15 protein-coding genes are annotated in these 16,825 nt (G+C 68.7%); 8 read left to right on the plus strand and 7 right to left on the minus strand.

Annotated elements, in window-relative coordinates; translation table 11 throughout:
• Positions 1-288: 288 nt before the first annotated feature.
• Complete coding sequence (locus ACFSVL_RS00915) at positions 289-1,149, plus strand: ion transporter (protein WP_378299420.1); 861 nt, start codon at positions 289-291, stop codon at positions 1,147-1,149.
• A 269-nt stretch (positions 1,150-1,418) separates the two neighbouring features.
• Complete coding sequence (locus ACFSVL_RS00920) at positions 1,419-1,646, plus strand: hypothetical protein (protein WP_116202123.1); 228 nt, start codon at positions 1,419-1,421, stop codon at positions 1,644-1,646.
• A 118-nt stretch (positions 1,647-1,764) separates the two neighbouring features.
• Here ACFSVL_RS00920 and ACFSVL_RS00925 read toward each other — a convergent pair whose 3' ends face one another.
• From ACFSVL_RS00925 to ACFSVL_RS00945, 5 genes are all read right to left on the minus strand, one after another.
• The gene (locus ACFSVL_RS00925) at positions 1,765-1,998 is read right to left on the minus strand and encodes a hypothetical protein (protein ID WP_378299422.1); all 234 of its coding nucleotides are present in this window, start codon (positions 1,996-1,998) and stop codon (positions 1,765-1,767) included.
• Positions 1,999-2,143: 145 nt separating this feature from the next.
• Entirely contained in the window at positions 2,144-3,526 is a 1,383-nt protein-coding gene (locus tag ACFSVL_RS00930) for a GH1 family beta-glucosidase (protein ID WP_378299424.1), read from the minus strand.
• 2 nt (positions 3,527-3,528) lie between these two features.
• Entirely contained in the window at positions 3,529-4,383 is an 855-nt protein-coding gene (locus ACFSVL_RS00935; RefSeq protein ID WP_378299426.1) for a carbohydrate ABC transporter permease, read from the minus strand.
• Positions 4,380-5,360, minus strand: coding sequence for a carbohydrate ABC transporter permease (locus ACFSVL_RS00940; protein WP_378299428.1), 981 nt, complete (start codon positions 5,358-5,360; stop codon positions 4,380-4,382). Before ACFSVL_RS00940 ends, ACFSVL_RS00935 begins: the two co-directional genes overlap by 4 nt.
• A gap of 2 nt (positions 5,361-5,362) precedes the next feature.
• Positions 5,363-6,661: an ABC transporter substrate-binding protein gene (locus ACFSVL_RS00945; RefSeq protein ID WP_378299430.1), complete on the minus strand. Its 1,299-nt coding sequence runs from the start codon at positions 6,659-6,661 to the stop codon at positions 5,363-5,365.
• Positions 6,662-6,819: 158 nt separating this feature from the next.
• Between ACFSVL_RS00945 and ACFSVL_RS00950 the strand changes: the two genes are divergently transcribed.
• From ACFSVL_RS00950 to ACFSVL_RS00970, 5 genes are all read left to right on the plus strand, one after another.
• A complete protein-coding gene (locus tag ACFSVL_RS00950) occupies positions 6,820-7,848 on the plus strand; it encodes a LacI family DNA-binding transcriptional regulator (RefSeq protein WP_378299677.1) in 1,029 nt (342 codons plus the stop codon).
• A gap of 115 nt (positions 7,849-7,963) precedes the next feature.
• Positions 7,964-9,304 (plus strand): hypothetical protein, encoded by a 1,341-nt coding sequence (locus tag ACFSVL_RS00955; protein ID WP_378299432.1) that lies wholly within the window; start codon positions 7,964-7,966, stop codon positions 9,302-9,304.
• On the plus strand, positions 9,304-9,786 hold the full coding sequence (locus ACFSVL_RS00960) for a hypothetical protein (protein WP_378299434.1): 483 nt from the start codon (positions 9,304-9,306) through the stop codon (positions 9,784-9,786). Before ACFSVL_RS00955 ends, ACFSVL_RS00960 begins: the two co-directional genes overlap by 1 nt.
• Positions 9,779-12,265: an Hsp70 family protein gene (locus tag ACFSVL_RS00965; RefSeq protein WP_378299436.1), complete on the plus strand. Its 2,487-nt coding sequence runs from the start codon at positions 9,779-9,781 to the stop codon at positions 12,263-12,265. The genes ACFSVL_RS00960 and ACFSVL_RS00965 overlap by 8 nt, the downstream gene beginning before the upstream one ends.
• Positions 12,262-13,140: a hypothetical protein gene (locus tag ACFSVL_RS00970; RefSeq protein WP_378299438.1), complete on the plus strand. Its 879-nt coding sequence runs from the start codon at positions 12,262-12,264 to the stop codon at positions 13,138-13,140. Before ACFSVL_RS00965 ends, ACFSVL_RS00970 begins: the two co-directional genes overlap by 4 nt.
• Here the strand turns inward: ACFSVL_RS00970 and ACFSVL_RS00975 are convergent.
• Positions 13,109-14,473: a purine-cytosine permease family protein gene (locus ACFSVL_RS00975; RefSeq protein WP_378299440.1), complete on the minus strand. Its 1,365-nt coding sequence runs from the start codon at positions 14,471-14,473 to the stop codon at positions 13,109-13,111. The genes ACFSVL_RS00970 and ACFSVL_RS00975 overlap by 32 nt on opposite strands.
• Before the next feature lie 219 nt (positions 14,474-14,692).
• Here ACFSVL_RS00975 and ACFSVL_RS00980 point away from each other — a divergent pair, with 219 nt between their 5' ends.
• Entirely contained in the window at positions 14,693-15,844 is a 1,152-nt protein-coding gene (locus ACFSVL_RS00980; RefSeq protein WP_378299442.1) for an FAD-dependent oxidoreductase, read from the plus strand.
• Here ACFSVL_RS00980 and ACFSVL_RS00985 read toward each other — a convergent pair whose 3' ends face one another.
• Positions 15,845-16,762 carry an alpha/beta hydrolase family esterase gene (locus ACFSVL_RS00985; RefSeq protein WP_378299444.1) on the minus strand — a complete coding sequence of 306 codons (918 nt, stop codon included), beginning with the start codon at positions 16,760-16,762 and terminating at the stop codon, positions 15,845-15,847.
• Positions 16,763-16,825 lie beyond the last annotated feature (63 nt).

Raw genomic sequence — 16,825 nt, forward strand, 5'->3', positions numbered from 1 at the left:
CACGGCCCTTGGTCGCCGCTAGCCCCGCCCCATCGAGAACCGTCGCCGACGCACCCAACCCAGCCGGGCACCCACACCACCCCCGCACCCCGATACGAAGCCCAAATGCGGTCTGAGGGTGCTTGTCAAGGCATCTTTCCCGCCTTGACAAGCACCCTCAGACCGTCATCACAATCAAGCTTCGGGGTGCCCCCAACACCCCCGGGGCGCGACGTGCGAAGCACGAGCCCCCCACCATGGAATCATCACCCAGCAAAGAGGGACCACCGATGCCAAGGGGAGCCGAGCATGACCACCGGCCGTTCAGCCAAGCCTGAACGCACCACCGAACTGAACAGCGGCATCCTCCCCGGCAACGTCCGAGCCGACGACTGGATCATGCTCGCCCTGGCGATCGTCTCCACCGGCATGCTCGCCTGGCTCCTCATCGACCCCCCGGCCAGATCCCTCAGCCGCTGGTTCTTCATCGCCGACTGCGTAATCTGCGGAATCTTCCTCCTGGAACTCCTCTGGCGCTGGCGCAAACGAGCCTGGCGACCCGCATTCCTGGCCCGCACCTGGTACGAGATCTTCGCGATGATCCCCATCGCCCACCCGGATTTCGTCGCACACCACCACGTCATCGCCGTAATCCTGCTCATCATCCGCCTGGGCCGGGCAGCCGACCGCGCGGTAGGGGAGCAGTTCACCTACCGCCTCGTGGACAAACTCACCGAGTCGATCGTCCGTGCGATCAAGAAGCCGGTCACGATCGCCGTGCTGGACGAGGTCGTCAAGGTGCTGGAAACCGGGAACTACCCGGAAAACCTCGCCAAATCCCTCAGTGAGAACAAGACCGAGCTGCGCGCGATCATCACCGAGAAGATCTCGGAGGACCCGCAGCTCGGCAAGCTGCGCAGGCTGCCGTTTCACGACGAGATCGTCCGCGCGACGGTCGACACGTCCTTCCGGGTGCTGCTGGAAGTCCTGCTGGACCCGCGCATCGACGATTTCTTCTCGTCCGTCGTCCGTGACAACCGCGAGCAGATCCGCCGTGCGGTCGCGCTCGGACTGGCCGATGTGGACGAATCCCCGGACGAACAGCTCCTGCGCACCCGCACCCAGCGCGCCGCGGCACACGAGTACGACGCCCAGCATCCGCGGCATTGATCATCCATTGTGGACACACCTACGGTACGCCGTCGGACGCTGACTCTCCGTTGCGGCACAGGGTATCCACGTTCGACGGCTGACTACGGGACCGTCAACCGCTGAAAGAGTGCACTGTGGTCGCGCGGTGCGCGCACAGGTGGCTGGAGTAGGGTGGGATCTCTCGTTCCGTTGCTGCACAAGGGTTGTGTTGACGCGAGTACGGGGCGTTCCCGCCGGAGCCGGGGCAGACTGGAGCCGGCGGGGAGGTTGAGCGCGGGTTTGGAGTCGTGGACGTGATTGATAGCGGTCAGCAGGTGCGCAGGTGCCGTCGGCGGGACTGTGCGGAGGATTCCTTGTGGCGCGGTCTGTGCTCGGTGCACTGGAACCGCTGGCAGAGCGGCGCGGACGCACTCGAACTCCCCGACGACGACGTTCCCCCGCCGCCCGCGCAGGTGTGGTGGCCGCCGGAGCGTTCGCACGCCCCGTTGAGCAGCCGGGTGCTGCCAGGGTCGTAGCCAGGCTGGCGCGCCGAACACGGTAGGCGCGCGCCCGGTGACCTTGGGCCACCAGGGAAGCCCGCGACGGTGTCCTCCGGGACGCGTGCGCCCGGGGAACCGTCGTCCCGGAAATCGGTTACCCGCGCGAACGCGGGATGCGTGGCTGGTCCGGCGCGGCGAGCAGCCGCACCAGCCGGGCTCGTGCCACGCGGTACAGCAGGTCGCCGCGATCGTCCGGGACGACCCGGCCGTCGAGATCGCGCGCGGCCGCCCGCACCACCAGTTGGACTGCCTCCGCGGGCACTCGTCCCGCGAATTCCCCGGTCAGCCACGTGGTGACCTCGTCGGCCACCCGGCTCCGCACCGTCATCGGACGCTCCAGTCTCCGGTCGCGGGACCGTTCGGGGCGGTCCCGGCACTGGTCCGACGGCCGCGCCCGCGGGCCGTGACGCGAATTCCGGAGCGAAACTCTTTCCCGGCAACGGGAGTGAACCCGGTAGTAGGTCACTTCCGGTTCAGGCAAGCGCGTTGCGGGCGATCACCTCCGCATACCACCGAGCGCTGCGCTTCGGCGTGCGCCGCTGGGTGCGGTAGTCGACGTGCACCAGGCCGAAGCGTTTCGCGTATCCCTCGGCCCATTCGAAATTGTCCAGCAACGACCAGTAGAAATAGCCGCGCAGGTCCACGCCGCGGGTCAGCGCGTCGTGCGCGGCCCGCAGGTGTGCGTCGAGAAAGGCGATGCGCTCGTCGTCGGAGACCTCGCCGTCGCGGAACACATCCGGATACGCCGCGCCGTTCTCCGTGACATACAACGGTACTGGCGGGTAACCGTCGTGCACCTGCAGCAATGCCTCGGTCAGCCCGGCGGGCCGCACCTCCCAGCCGGAATGCGTGCGCGGCGCGGCCGGGTCCGGGACGAAGTGCACCTGCTCGGCTCCCGGCCATTCGCGGCCCGCCGGGGTGCTTCCCAGCCGCGCCGAACCGGCCACCCGGTAGCCGCGGTAGTAGTTCACGCCCAGCCAGTCGATCGGCTTGCCGAGCACCGCCTCGTCCTGGTCGCGCACCACGGTGTCGAAGCCGAACCGGGCCAGGTCCTCGCGCAGGTCGACGGGATAGCCGCCGCGCAGCAGCGGGTCGAGGAACAGCCGGTTCTGCAGCCCGTCGATCCGGCGGGCGGCGTCGGCGTCCGTGTCGTCCGGCGAATCCGCGACGACCGGGTACAGGTTCAGCGTGATCCCGCACGGCGCGCTCGTGTGCTGCCGGAGCACGTCCATCGCCAGCCCGTGCCCCAGCAGCAGATGGTGTGCCGCGGCCACGGCACCCTCCGGTGACGTCCGGCCCGGCGCGTGGACGCCCGAGCCGTAGCCGAGCATAGCCGCGCACCACGGTTCGTTCAGCGTCGACCAGCTCGCCACGCGGTCGCCGAGCCGGGCCGCGACGGTGCCGGCGTAGTCGGCGAACCGGTAGGCGGTGTCGCGTGCGGTCCAGCCGCCGCGATCCTCCAGCGACTGCGGAAGGTCCCAGTGATACAACGTCGCCCACGGCTGGATGCCCGCGGCCAGCAGCCGGTCCACGAGCCGGTCGTAGAACGCCAGCCCGCGTGGTTCCGGCTTGCCGTGCGGCAGGATTCGCGGCCAGGACAGGGAAAACCGGTACGCGGTGAGCCCGAGCGAACGCATCAGCACCACGTCTTCGGCGTAGCGGCGGTAGTGGTCGGCCGCCGGATCGCCGGTGTGGCCGCCGGCGACCGTGCCCGGCCGCGCGGCGAAGGTGTCCCAGATAGACGCCTCCCGACCGTCGGAGGTGGTCGATCCTTCGACCTGGAAGGCCGCCGTGGCGGCGCCCCACACGAACGCGTCCGGAAACGCGAGCACGTCGGGGATCGGCTGTGCGGACATGGTCACCCTTTCACGGCGCCTTGCATGATCCCGGCCACGATCTGGCGGCCGAGCAGGAGGAAGACGATGAGGATCGGAATGGTCGCCAGCGTGGTGCCGGCGAGCACCAGCGAATAGTCGACGTAGTAGCCGCTCTGCAGTTTCTCCAGCGCCACCTGCACGGTCGGATTGCCCGCGTCGAGCACCACCAGCGGCCACAGGAAATCGTTCCAGGAAGTCATGAACGTGAACATGGCGAGGATCGCCGCGGCCGGGCGGACAGCGGGCAGGCACACGTTCCAGAAGACCCGGATCATGCTGCAGCCGTCCACACGCGCGGCTTCGATCAGTTCGTACGGCAGTGCGTCCACTGTGTACTGTCGCATCCAGAACACGCCGAACGCGGTGACCAGGTTGGGCACGATCACCGACTGCAGTCCGCCCGCCCAGCCGAGTTTCGACATCGCGATGAACAGCGGGATGATGCCGAGCTGAGTCGGTACCGCGAGCGTCACCACGATGAACACGAACAAACCGTTGCGGCCGCGGAAACGCAGTTTGGCGAAGGCGAACCCGGCCAGCGACGAGAACAGCACCGTGGTGAGCGTGACTGTGCCGGACACAATAACGCTGTTGGCCAGCGCCCGCCAGAACGGCACGGTGTCGAACACCCGTGCCGCGTTGGCGAAGAAGTTGCCGCCCGGCAACAGCGGCGGGATCCGTTCGGTGAGCATGCCGTTGTCGCGGCTGGCCACGAGAAACGACCAGTAGAACGGGAACAGCGAACCGAGCACGAAAACGATCAGCACGCCGTAGGTCGCCTTGCGCGGTTTGCCGAGCCGGGACGCGCGGGCCCGCAATCCGGATTGCACGGTCATTTTCGCCTCCCGGCGAGCCGTCCGGTGACGAAGTAGTTGACCAGCGCGATCACGATGATGATCAGGAAAAGCACCCAGGCGATCGCGGACGCGTAGCCGAGGTTGAAGTTCTCGAAAGCGCTTTGGTACAGATACAGCGTCACGGTCTGGAACTGGTGCGTGGAGCCGCCGTTGTTCGACCCGGGCATCGCGTCGAACAGCTTAGGCTCGGTGAAGATCTGCAGTCCGCCGATCGTCGAGGTGATGGTGACGAAGATCAGCGTCGGCTTGAGCAGCGGCAGTGTCACGTGAGTAAACCGGCGTACGGTGCCCGCGCCGTCGATCAGCGCGGCCTCGTGCAATTCCTTCGGAATGGCCTGCATAGCGGCGAGAACGATCAATGCGTTGTAACCGGTCCACCGCCAGTTCACCATGATCGCGATGGCGGCGTGGCTGGCGAACCGATTGGCCTGCCAGTCCACCGGGGACAATCCGACCGTCTGGAGCAGGCCGTTGACGAGCCCGTAGCGCGGTCCGAAAAGGTTCGCGAAAATGATCCCCAGCGCGACCAGGCTCGCCGCGTACGGCAGCAGGATGCCGACCCGCCAGCCGGTGGCGCCGCGCAGCCGGAGACTGAGCACTGCGGCGAGCAGCACCGCGATGATCAGCTGGGGCACACTGGACAGCAGGAAGATGCTGACCGTGTTTTCCAGCGCGTGCCAGAACTGCGCGTCGGCGAACAGTTCCTTGAAGTTGTCCAGGCCGATGAAATCGGGATCGTCGTCACCAGCCTCCCAATGGAACAGCGACACGTACGCGGTGTACAGCAACGGAAACATGCCCACGATGGCGAACACGATAAAGAACGGTGCCACGTAGAGATAAGGCGAGACACTGACATCCCAGCGCGCCAGCCGGTCGCGCAGGCCGGGCCGCGACTCGGCGCTGTGCCGCTTCGTGGCCCGGCTTTCCGGAGCGGCCTTGTCGGTGACTGTCATCGTCAGCGGGCGAGTTTCTTCGCGCCGTCAACCAAACGCTGCCAGCCGTCCGCGGCCGAAGCGCCCTGTTCCACCGATTGCAACGCCGGGCTGGCCACGTTTTCCTGGATCTGGCCGTCGTTCGGGCCCTTGTACTGCGGTTTCGCCACCTTCTTCGCCTGCTCCGCGAACAGTTCGCCGATCTTCGCGCCGCCGAAGTACGCGTCGGTGGCGGTCAGCAGCTGCGGGTTTTCCAGTGCCTTGGCCTGACTCGGGAAATTGCCCTTGGCCTCGAAGGCCTTGATCTGCTGTTCCGGCGCGGTGAGCCAGGCAGCCAGCTCAGCAGCCTCCCGCGGATGCTTGCTCTGCGTCGGCACGGTCAGGTACGAACCGCCCCAGTTGCCGCCTCCGCCGGGAAATGCCGCGGTGACCGCCCATTTGCCCGCGTTCTCCGGCCCGGCCTGTTCCTTGATCACCCCGAGCATCCACGCCGGACAGGCTTTCGTGGCGAACGCACTCTGCTTGAATCCGGAATTCCACTCGTTGCTGAACGCGGTGAGCTTCGCGGATTCGCCCTTCGCGACCGCGTCGGTCACCTTGCCCCAGGCGTCCTTGATGCCCTGGTTGTTCTCCACGGTGAGCTTGTCGCCGGTGTCGAGGTAGCCGACCGGCAGCTGGTTGACCATGGCGTTGAAATTCTGTGCCGCCGAATCGAACCACGCCTTGCCGGTCTTGGCGGTGTACTGGGCACCGGCCGCGAAGTAGCTGTCCCACGTGGCGAACAGCGGTTTAACGGATTCCGGGTCGCTGGGCAGCCCGGCCGAGGCGAGCAGGTCCTTGCGGTAGCACATGGCGAGCGGGCCGATGTCCGTGCCGTAGCCGAGGAGCTTGCCGTTCTTGTCCTTGCCCGCCTCGTACTTCCAGGAAAGCCAGCGGTCCGGCGAAACGGCCGAGGGGCCGATCTTGCTCAGGTCGTTGAACTTCGAGGACTTGCTGAGGATGTCCGACAGGTGGCCTTCCTCGACGGCCTGCACGTCGGCGAGGCCGGAGCCGGCGGCGAGCTTCGTCATCATGTCCTGGGCGTACGGCCCGCCCTGGCCGGTTTTGCGGTGGGTGATCTTGATGTTCGGGTGCAGCCGCTCGTACTCCGGGATGAGCGCTTCGTAGCCGAACTCCGTGAACGTCGCGAGAGTCAGTTCCACGTGCTCGTTCGGCCCGGCCGCCGCGGGCACCTCGCTGTCGCCGCCACCGCACGCCGCGGCGCTCAGCGCGGTCATCGAGATGCCCAGCGCGAGCACCAGGCCCTTCCGGATCGTTGTCACCGTCGTCAACCCCTTGGAAGTCAGTTCTGGGAGCGCTCCCAGAATGCCGACCGAGTGTGTTGCAGGTAACGAAGGATGTCAAGGCCGGAGTCTCCGGGAGCGCTCCCGGCGGGGCGTGGTTAAGCTGGGCCCGATCGACAGTCAGGGGGGTGGGCGAAGTGGTGCCACGGTCCGAGGACGAGCGGCCGACGTTGGAGGACGTCGCGGCGTTCGCCGGGGTTTCGCGGTCCACCGCGTCGCGCGCGCTGAACGACGACGCGTACGTCAGCGCACGCTCGCGCGAGAAGGTGCTGGCCGCGGCGCGGGACCTCGGGTACTCGCCGAACCAAGCCGCGCGCTCGCTGGTGACCCGGCGGACGGGCGCGATCGCGGTGGTGCTGTCGGAGCCGGAAGCGAGGCTGCTCGACGACCCGTACCGAACAGCGGTGATGCGCGCCGGGTACCGGGAATTGGCCGACGTGGGCTGCCAGATGGTGCTGCTCTTCAGCGACACCCGGGAGGACCTCGGGCGTACCGTGCGGTTCCTCGAAGGCGGGCACGTCGACGGCGTCCTCGTGTTCGCTCCGCACCGCGCCGATCCGCTGCCCCGGGCGTTGCGGTTGCTGCGGGTGCCGACGGTGTTCGGCGGGCAGGCCGCCGATCTGCGCCGGGGCGTGCACCTGGTGGACTTCGACAACGAGGGCGGCGCCCGGCAGGCGGTGACGCACCTGGTGGAGTCCGGCCGCCGCCGGATCGCGACCATCGCGGGCCCTCAGGACCAGGGCGCGCCGATCGACCGGCTCGCGGGCTGGCGCACGACGCTCGTGGACGCCGGGATCGACCCGGCGGGGCTGGCGGAGGAGGCCGACTTCACCCTGACCGGCGGTGCGAACGCGATGGCCGCGCTGCTGGAACGGGTGCCTGACCTGGACGCGGTGTTCGTCGGCAGCGACCTGATGGCGGTGGGCGCGCTGCGCACGCTGTCGGCCGCCGGTCGTGACGTGCCCGGCGATGTCGCGGTGGTCAGTTTCGACGACAACGCCGCGCTGGCTCCGGCGATGACGCCGCCGTTGACGTCGGTGCATCAGGATCCGCGTGAGCAGGTTCGTGCGATGGTGTCGACGTTGATGCGGCTGTTGGACGGCGAGGAGGTCGCGCCGGGCGCGCAGATCCTGCCGGTGTCGCTGGTGGTCCGCGAGTCCAGCTAGCCCGGGACCCGCAGGTCCGTGAAGGACTCCTTGAGGGAATCAGATTCCCTCAAGGAGTCCTTCACGGACGACAACCCCGGGACCCCTCCCGGACGCTCGCCCTACCTTCCCGGGCATGGGAGCGAACGAGGGGCGCGGCCGGGCGGCCGCGGCGCGGGTGCGGGAGGTCGCGACGCCCGACCTGTACCGGCGCAACCCGTTCCGGATCGTCGGGCTCACCGCCGCCGCGACGAGGCGGGAGGTGCGGGAACGGCGTCTTCGGGTCCTCGGGGTGCTCGAAGTCGGCGGCTCGGCGCCGGACGGGGTGCCCCCGGACGCGACCGTCGAACAGGTGCGGGCGGCCTTCGACGCGCTCGGCAACACCGAGCGCCGGCTGGTCGACGAGGTCTTCTGGACCTGGGGCATGCCCACCGACTGCGGCTGCCCGCTCCAGCTCCACCAGAAGCACGACAACGCGGTGGCCGCCTACGCCGCCGCCCTCGACGCGGAAGCCGACCGCAGCGACGAGCATCCCACTCCACTTTGGACAGAGGCCGCGCGCTGCTGGACGGTGGTGCTGCGCAGCGAATCGTTCTGGCGGCACCTGAACCACCGCGTCGAGAAGCTGGGCGACCGGCGGCTCGACGAATCTACTGTGGACGGACTGAGGGCCGCGCTGCCGGACGCGTTGCTCGCGCCGTTGGTCGAAGTGGCCGCTCGGTCGGCCGAGCCGCGGCGGTTCACCGGGTATCTCGGATTGTTCGAGGCGGACCGGCACGCAGTCGAGGACGCGCGTGCGGCGATCGCCGACGGGACGTATCGGCGGGTCGAGTCGTTGCTCAAGGAGCTGCGCGGCGATCTGGACGGGAACCGGGCCGAGTCCGCTGCTTGGCGGGCGATCGAGGAGACCCCGCCGTTGTTCGACCGGCTCGAAGCGGTCGTGCCGAGGGCGGAATTCCGGCGTACAGCGTCGCTTTCGGAGTCGATCGCGGTGGTGGCGAACAACATCGGGGTCGCGCTGGCGGACGCGGGGGGCGGGCTGGGGCTGGTGCGCGAGGTGTTCGCGGTCGCCCGGCGGTACACCAGCGATCCGGAAACGCTGGCGGCCGTGGAGCGCAACGAGATCGCTGCCTCGACCGGGCTGCCCAATCTGCCTACCAGGCCAGAGGCGTCGTCGGCGCGGGTCTTTGGCGCGCTGTTGCACGCGGTGGTGGCGGCAGTGTTCCTCGGGTTGAAACTTCCGGAGGAGGCCATTCCGCTGATCATCTTTTTCGGTGCGGTGCCGGGGGCGTTGACGAATTGCATCGCCGCGGCCCAGCCGCGGACCGAGCCGGGCCGGTATCCGGTGTTGCTGGGGCTGGACTTCGTGGTTTATCTCGCGCTGATTCCGGTCGGAATGCCGTATTGGCTGGCCATTGTCGTAGCGGTGGTGCTGTTGTACGTCGCCCCGTTCGTCCGGGTGAAGAGGGGCGTGTGATGCGAGACCGGCAACGCAAGCAGCACAAGGAATTCCGGATCGCCGAACCCGGCCTGCGGGAGGAGGACCGTGCCCGGCTGCGGGACCTGCTCGACCAGCTCTCCGCCGTATTGACCACTAAGGACAGTGGACCGCCACTGTCCGAATCGGACTTGGCGGAGGCGGCGACCGCGTTGTGGCGGGCGCGGCGCAAGCTGGCCGGCGTCGAGGACCGCGTGGCGCGACAGGCGGGCCGGTTCCTCAGCGCGAGCCAGGACGCGCTCGACGCGGCGGGGGTGCTGGTGCAGGACCACGACCGGATCCCGTTCGGCTCCGGGATGGCGCTCGAGGTGCTGCTGTTCCAGGACGAACCGGACCTGGACGTCGAGCGGGTGGTGGAGACCGTGCGGCCGTCGATTTACCTGACCGGCCGCCGGATCCAGATGGGACAGGTCATCGTCGGGCGCCCGGCCGCCCGGGAGAACGGGGAAGCGGATGCGTGACACGATCGATTTCGGGATCGACCTCGGCACCACGAACAGCGCGATCGCGGTGCTCGACAACGGCGCGGTGTCGGTGATCAAGAACAATATGCAGATGGACTACACCCCGTCCGCGGTCTGGATGCGCAAACGCGGCGTGATCGAGGTCGGGGCGGGGGCGCGGCTGCGGCTCGAGGACGATCCGGACAGCGTGCAGATCGAATTCAAGCAGTCCATGGGGTTTCCGGACGTGCGGCGTGAATTCGCGAAGGCGGGCGTCAGCATGACTTCGGTCGAGCTGTCCGCCGAAGTGCTGCGCACGTTGCGCGGTTCTGCCGGAACCGAATTGCCGGACGCGGCGGTGATCACGGTGCCCGCGGCGTTCCTGCTCAATCAGACCGAGGCGACGCAGGAAGCCGCGAAACTGGCCGGGTTCACTGGCAATTGCCCGCTGCTGCAGGAACCGACCGCGGCGGCGTTCGCGTTCGGATTCCAGAACGAAAGCAAAGGCGCGCACTGGATGGTCTTCGACTTCGGCGGCGGCACGTTCGACTCTGCCGTGGTCAGTACCCTCGAGGGCGAGTTGAGCGTGCTGCATCACGCTGGCGACACGCATCTCGGCGGCCGCAACATCGATCAGGCGGTGCTGGACCAGGTGCTGGTTCCAGAGGTGGTCCGGCAGCTCGGCTTCAGCGACTTCCACCGGGACAATCCGCGGTGGCGGCGCAACTTCGCCCGGCTGCGCAGCGCCGCCGAAACGGCGAAAATCCAGCTTTCCCAGGCAGAACAGACGCAGGTGATGCTCGATCTCGACCGCGGTGACGGGCAGGACGAGATGTTCGAGTACACCCTGCGCCGGGAGGAAGTCGATCGGCTGGCTCGGCCGTTCTACCTCCGTGCGGTGCAGCTGTGCCGGTCCGCGCTGGAGTCGGCGAACCTGCGTCCGACCGACATCGACCGCCTGCTGCTCGTCGGCGGCCCGACCCTCGCGCCCGGACTGCGCGAGCTGCTGGCCGATCCGTCCGCCGGCCTCGGCATTCCCCTCGACCACAGCCAGGACCCCAGCACCGTGGTCGCCCGGGGTGCGGCCGCGTACGCCGGAACAGTGGCACGTCCACGCGCGGTACGCCCGGCGAAGCGCGGCGAGTACTCGCTGGAACTGTCCTATCCGGCCACCACCAGCCTGCCGAGGCCGCCGGTTTCCGGGCGCTGCACGACGGACGGTCCGGCGGACTGGGCCCGGTTCCGGATCGCGCTCAGCGCGCCGCAGCGCAAGGTGGTCTACCGGACCTCCGAGGTTTCCCTTTCCGCGGACGGCACCTTCACCGTCGACGCGGTGCTCGAGGAACTGAGCACGAACCGGTTCGAGATCGAACTGCTCGACCCGGCTGGCGCGCGCGTCCCGGTGCGGCCGGATTCGCTCACGATCACCCATCAGCTCAACGAAATGATGGGCCAGACGGTGGTCAACACCGTCGGCCTGACCGAGGCCGACGGCTCCTTCACCCCGATGCTGATGAAGAACGCGCCGCTGCCCGCGAAGAAACGGCAGACCTTTTACACCACGGCGACGCTGCTTCGCGGTGACACGTCCTCGGTGATCCAGATTCCGGTGGCGGAAGGCGAACGCCGGCGCGGCGAGCGCAACCAGCAGGTGGGCATGATCGAAATCCGCGCCAAGGAGGTGCGGTTCGACGTGCCGCGCGGCAGCGAGGTCGTGATGACCTTCGAGATGAACGATTCGCGGCAGGTGTCCGTGGTGGCTGAGGTTCCGTTGCTGAGCAACGAGTTCGACGCGGTCATCGACCTCAAACAGCAGCACGTGCCGGACCCGCCGACGCTGCGGCGGCTGCTGAACGAGCTGGAGGCACGGCACGAACAGGTGCGCACGCAGGTCGAGGTGACGCGGTCGGACCGGGCGCGCGGGCTGCTGAACCGGCTGGACGAGCAGGGCAGCGTCGCCGCGGTACGGGACGAGGTGCGTTCCGGAGGCGCCGACGAGGGCGCCGCGGTCGCCGCCGAACGGCGAATGCGCGACGTGCAGGCGGACCTCGACGACATCGAGGCGGAGCTGAAGGTTCCCGAGGTGATGGAACGGCTGCGGGACCAGATCGACCACTGCCGCGAGCTGGTCGACCGGGTCGGGGCGGACGAGGACCGGGCCGAGCTGGCCGAGATCGAGCGCCGGTACGCGGCCATCACCGAGTCGCGCGACGTCGAGGCAGGCGAGCGGTTGTCTGAGCGGGCGCTGGATCTGCAGGTGCTGCTGCTGCGCCGGGACGGTTCGCTGGACCTGGAGGTGTTCAACGCGCTGCGGGCTTCGCGCGACACCATGACCGACCCGGCTCGCGCGCGGGAGCTGATCCGCGAAGGCGAGTACATGGTCTCGACGTCGAATTGGGCCGCGCTGCCGGACGTCAACCGCCGGTTGCGTCGTCTGCTCCCGAACGACGGTCCAGGCCAGGCGGGCGGCGGCATTCTTCGAGGAGAGCGCGAATGAGCGGGCTTTCGCAGTCGCTGGAACGAGAACTCGTCCTCGCCGAAGGCGCCGACCTCGCTCGGCGCGGGGACTACGAGGCAGCGGTCGCGCTTCTGGAACCGGATTCGGCAGGCGATCCCGCACGACTCGATCTGCTCGCTCGCGTACACGCGCAGGCTGGCGATCTCGCGGCGGCGGACGCGGCGTGGGCGGCCGTATTGGAACTGCAGCCGGGGGATTCCGCGGCGACGGCAGGCCGCCGGGTGATCGCGAAAGTCCATTCTGGACGGTTGCGGCGGCGGCCGATCCGCCGGTATCTGCTGACCGCCGGGGCGGTCGTGGTGGTCGGCGGAGCGATCGCGGGCGGCGTGGTGCTGACTACGCGTCCGGCACCGCCGCCGACGGTTGTCGCGGCCAAGCCGGACGACGGTCTCCGTGCCGAGCTGGATCGCCTCCACAGTGCACAATCCCGGGACGCGACCGCCGCACAGGAGCGGCAGGAGAAACTGCAGAAGCTGGCGAAAGCCTTGGCGGCGCCGGGAGTTGCCACGAAGCCCGGAACGGATACCGTTGCTGTCACCTTCGATCGCAGCCTGTTCAGTCCTAACGCGATAACTCCGAACGAGGCCGGGCGAACGGCGCTGACGGAATGGGCACGTGTCCTCAAAGGACAGTCAGTGCGAGTGACCGTGGTCGGTCACGGCGTCGCAGTTCCGGGCGGTCCGGCGAGCGGTGGGTCGAACGTCTCCTTGGCCCGCGCGTCCTCCGCGGCCCGGGTGCTGGCTGGCGCGAGCGGATTGCCGTTGGCGGCGTTCGCTGTCTCCAGCGCGGACCAAGGCGCGGATCCGGGGGCCAGCCGGACCGTCACGCTCGAAGTGCGGCCGAGCGGCGCATGAACGCCACATACAGCACGCCGGGCACGATCAGGCCGAGCAGCCACGAGATGTCCGCGCCGCCGAGCAGCGGAGCGATCGGGCCGACGAAAATGCCCTCCACGTTGGCGAACGGGATCTGCACCGCGATCCCGAGCACGTAGGCGGCCAGCGCAGGCCAGGCCCAGCGGCCGTAGCGGCCGTCCGGGTCGTAGAGCGCGTCGAGGTCGTACTTCTCCTTGCGAAGCAGGTAGAAGTCGACCAGGTTGATCGAACTCCACGGCGTGAGGAAGTACAGCAGGAAGTCCAGGAACAGCACGAAGTTCGACAGGAACTGGCCACGGCCGAGGATGGCGATCACCGCGCCGATCACGCCGACGCCCGCGATGTAGCCGATCCGCGTGGCCTGGGAAAGCGCCGCGCGCCGGCCGAATCCGGTCAGCGCGGTCGCGACGGTCATGTAGCCGCCGTAGATGTTCAGCACGTTCACGGTGAACTTGCCGAGCGCGATGGCCAGCAGGAGCGGGATCAGCAGCGCTTCGCCGCCGAGGCCGACGACGTACGCGACTTCGTGGCCCTTGAACGCTTTCCCGGCAATGGCGTACGCCATCGCACCGAAGGACATCGCCCAGATCGCGCCGAGCACCGTGCCGCCGTACGTCCACCAGAACGTCGCGCGCACCGACGTCGCCGAGGGCAGGTAGCGCGAGGTGTCGGCGACGTACGGGCCGAAGGTGAGCTGCCAGGACGCGGTCAGCGAGACCGCCAGCAGGAACTTCGGGAAGTCCAGGTGCGGCGCGCCGAGCACGGCACCCAGGTCGTGCCCGCTGACCAGCCGGATCGTCAGGTAGAGGAAGACGACCACGGACAACGCGGACGCGATCCAGCCGAACCGGTGGATGAGCCGGTACCCGACGATCGCGATCAGCGCCGAGGCGAGCGCGTAGACCGCGATCGCGGCGTCCGTGGGCAGGTGCGTGATCTGGGCGACCGCCTGGCCGCCGAGCAGCGAACCGCTGGCGAAGTAGCCGAGGTACATCACCACGACCAGCACCAGCGGAAGCGCCGCGCCGTACACGCCGAACTGCGCGCGCGACTGGATCATCTGCGGGATGCCGAGCTTCGGCCCCTGCGCGGCGTGCAGCGCCATCGGGATGCCGCCGAGTGCGTTGCCGACGACGACCGCGACGATCGCCCACAGCGGATGCACACCGACCAGCACGGTCAGCGCGCCGGTGACCGCCGAGGTGATCTGGGTGTTCGCGGCGAACCACAGCGTGAAGAGGCTGCGCGGGTGCCCGTGCCGTTCGGACTCGGGCACCGGGTCGATCGAGCGTCGCTCCAATGCGGCCGCCATGCGCCCTCCTGCGGTTCCTCGGTGAAATGCGCTGGACGCACTCAACGTCAGCGCGGCCCGGCGGCCAAGTAGCCGCCGGGCGATTCCGTCTCGGATCCCAGACTCTCACCGCTGCCCCCGTCCTGTCAGCACCTGGCAGCGCGGCGCCAGCGGACTGTGCGGGCGGTGCCAGCGGCGGCCGTCAGTCTTTGCCTAGTCACCAGCTAACCGGGGAGAACAATGCAGACTCCAGTCACCATCATCGGCGCCGGCCTCGGCGGACTGACCCTGGCCAGGGTCCTGTACGTGCACGGGATCCCGGCCACGATCTACGAGGCCGAACCGTCGCCGATGTCGCGGTCCCAGGGCGGACTGCTCGACATTCACGATTACAACGGCCAGATCGCCGTCGAGGCGGCCGGCCTGATGGACGAGTTCCGCGGCCTGATCCTGGAGGGCCGCCAGCAGATGCGGATCCTCGATCCCGACGGCACGGTCCTGCTGGACCATCCCGACGACGGCACCGGCGGCCGTCCCGAACTGCTGCGCGGCGAGCTGCGGCAGATGCTGCTCGACTCGCTGCCGGACGGCACCGTCAAATGGGGCCGAAAGGTCAGCGGCGTCCGCACGGTCGACGGCGGCCACGAGGTGTCTTTCGCGGACGGTGGTTCGGTCGTCGCGAAACTGCTGGTCGGAGCGGACGGTGCCTGGTCGAAGGTGCGGCCGCTGCTGTCCGACGCGATGCCGGAGTACATGGGCCTCGCGTTCGTGGAGACGTACCTCTACGAGGCCGACACCCGGCATCCGGCGGCCGCGAAGGTCGTCGGCGGCGGCGGAATGGGCGCACCCGGACCGGGCTTGCGGATCATGGTGCACCGCGAACGCGGCGACACGCTGCACACCTACGCGATGCTGAACAAGCCGCAGGAGTGGTTCGACGCACTCGACGATCTCGACACCACGGACGCCCTCGCCCGGGTCGCTGCCGAATTCGACGGGTGGGCCCCGGAAATCCTCGAACTGATCTCCGGCGGCGACACCGCGCCGATCCTGCGCAGGCACTTCACGCTGCCGGGCGTGCACCGTTGGGAGCGGACCCCGGGCGTGACGCTGATCGGCGACGCGGCGCATCTTCGCGGCCCGAACGGGGAGGGCGCGAACCTGGCCATGCTTGACGGTTCCGACCTCGCCGAACTGCTGGTCGCGCACCCGGACGACGTCGAAACCGCGCTGGCGTTGCACGAGGAACGGATGTTCGCGCGCAGCGAGGAGATCGCCGCCGAGTCCGCCGAGATGGTCAAGCGGATCACCGCCGACAACGGCAAGGACACCGCGAAGGTCATCGCCGACGGGTTCCGCCAGATGCTCGCCAAGAAGCGGAACGCCAGCTGATCAGAGGCGGTGCGCTTTGAAGAACTGAAGGATCACCGGGGTGGCGTCGATGGCGGTGGGGGTGTCGGAGTCGTTGTTCGGGCGGGTGCTCGGCCAGACGTGTCCGGCCCCTTCCACCCGGAAATGCACCAGCGAACAGCCGGGCCACCACTGCGTCACCACATTGCGTACCGGGGAAATCGAGACGGGGTAAGGGAAACACCGGTCCCGATCGGCCCAGCCGGCCAGCCAGTCCGGAATGGACGGTAGCCCCTTCGCTGGATTGCCGGTGTAGGGAATGGTGGTGTCGGCCGTGCCGTGGAAGTCGAGCAGCGCGACCTTCCGGCTGGGATGGCAGGCACCGCCCTGGGGGTAGAACGCGCCGGAAACCGGGGCGAACGCGGCGATCCGGTCGGCCATCCGGCACGCCAGCACGCCGACGAACCCGCCGCCGTTCGACTTGCCCGCCGCGTAGATCCGCGCCGGGTCCACGCACATCCGGTGCTGCAGCGAGGTGAGCAGGTCGCCGGTGAACCGGACGTCGTCGACCGGGGCCGAGTAGGGCGCGCCGGTCCAGGCGGATTTGCCGTCGGTGCCGGTGACGCCCTGCGGGTACACCGCGATCACGTCCGACCCGGAGAACCCGGACAGCTCCTCCTGGTACTCCGCGGTGCGGCCGTGCCCGTGGTAGGAGAGGACGACCGGGTACTGGCGGTGCGGGTTGTACCGCGCGGGCACGTAGATCCGGTACTCGCGCTCGATGCCGCCGGAGGTCAGATGCTCGACGGTCGTGGTGCCCGGGTTGGCCACCGCCTGCCCGCACCCTGTTGTCGGCACCTGCTCAGCCTCCTGCTCAGCCGCCGAAGTCGGCGCGGCGAGCACTCCGAGCCCGATCGCCGCTGCTACTAGGGCAACGCCTGTACGGAAACGTCCGGACATCCGATCCTCCTCGATCGACGGGCGAGCGCGACCATCGTCACCCCGTACCGCCCCCGAACGAAC

It is taken from the genome of Amycolatopsis silviterrae (genome assembly GCF_042684085.1).
GTDB lineage: Bacteria > Actinomycetota > Actinomycetes > Mycobacteriales > Pseudonocardiaceae > Amycolatopsis > Amycolatopsis silviterrae.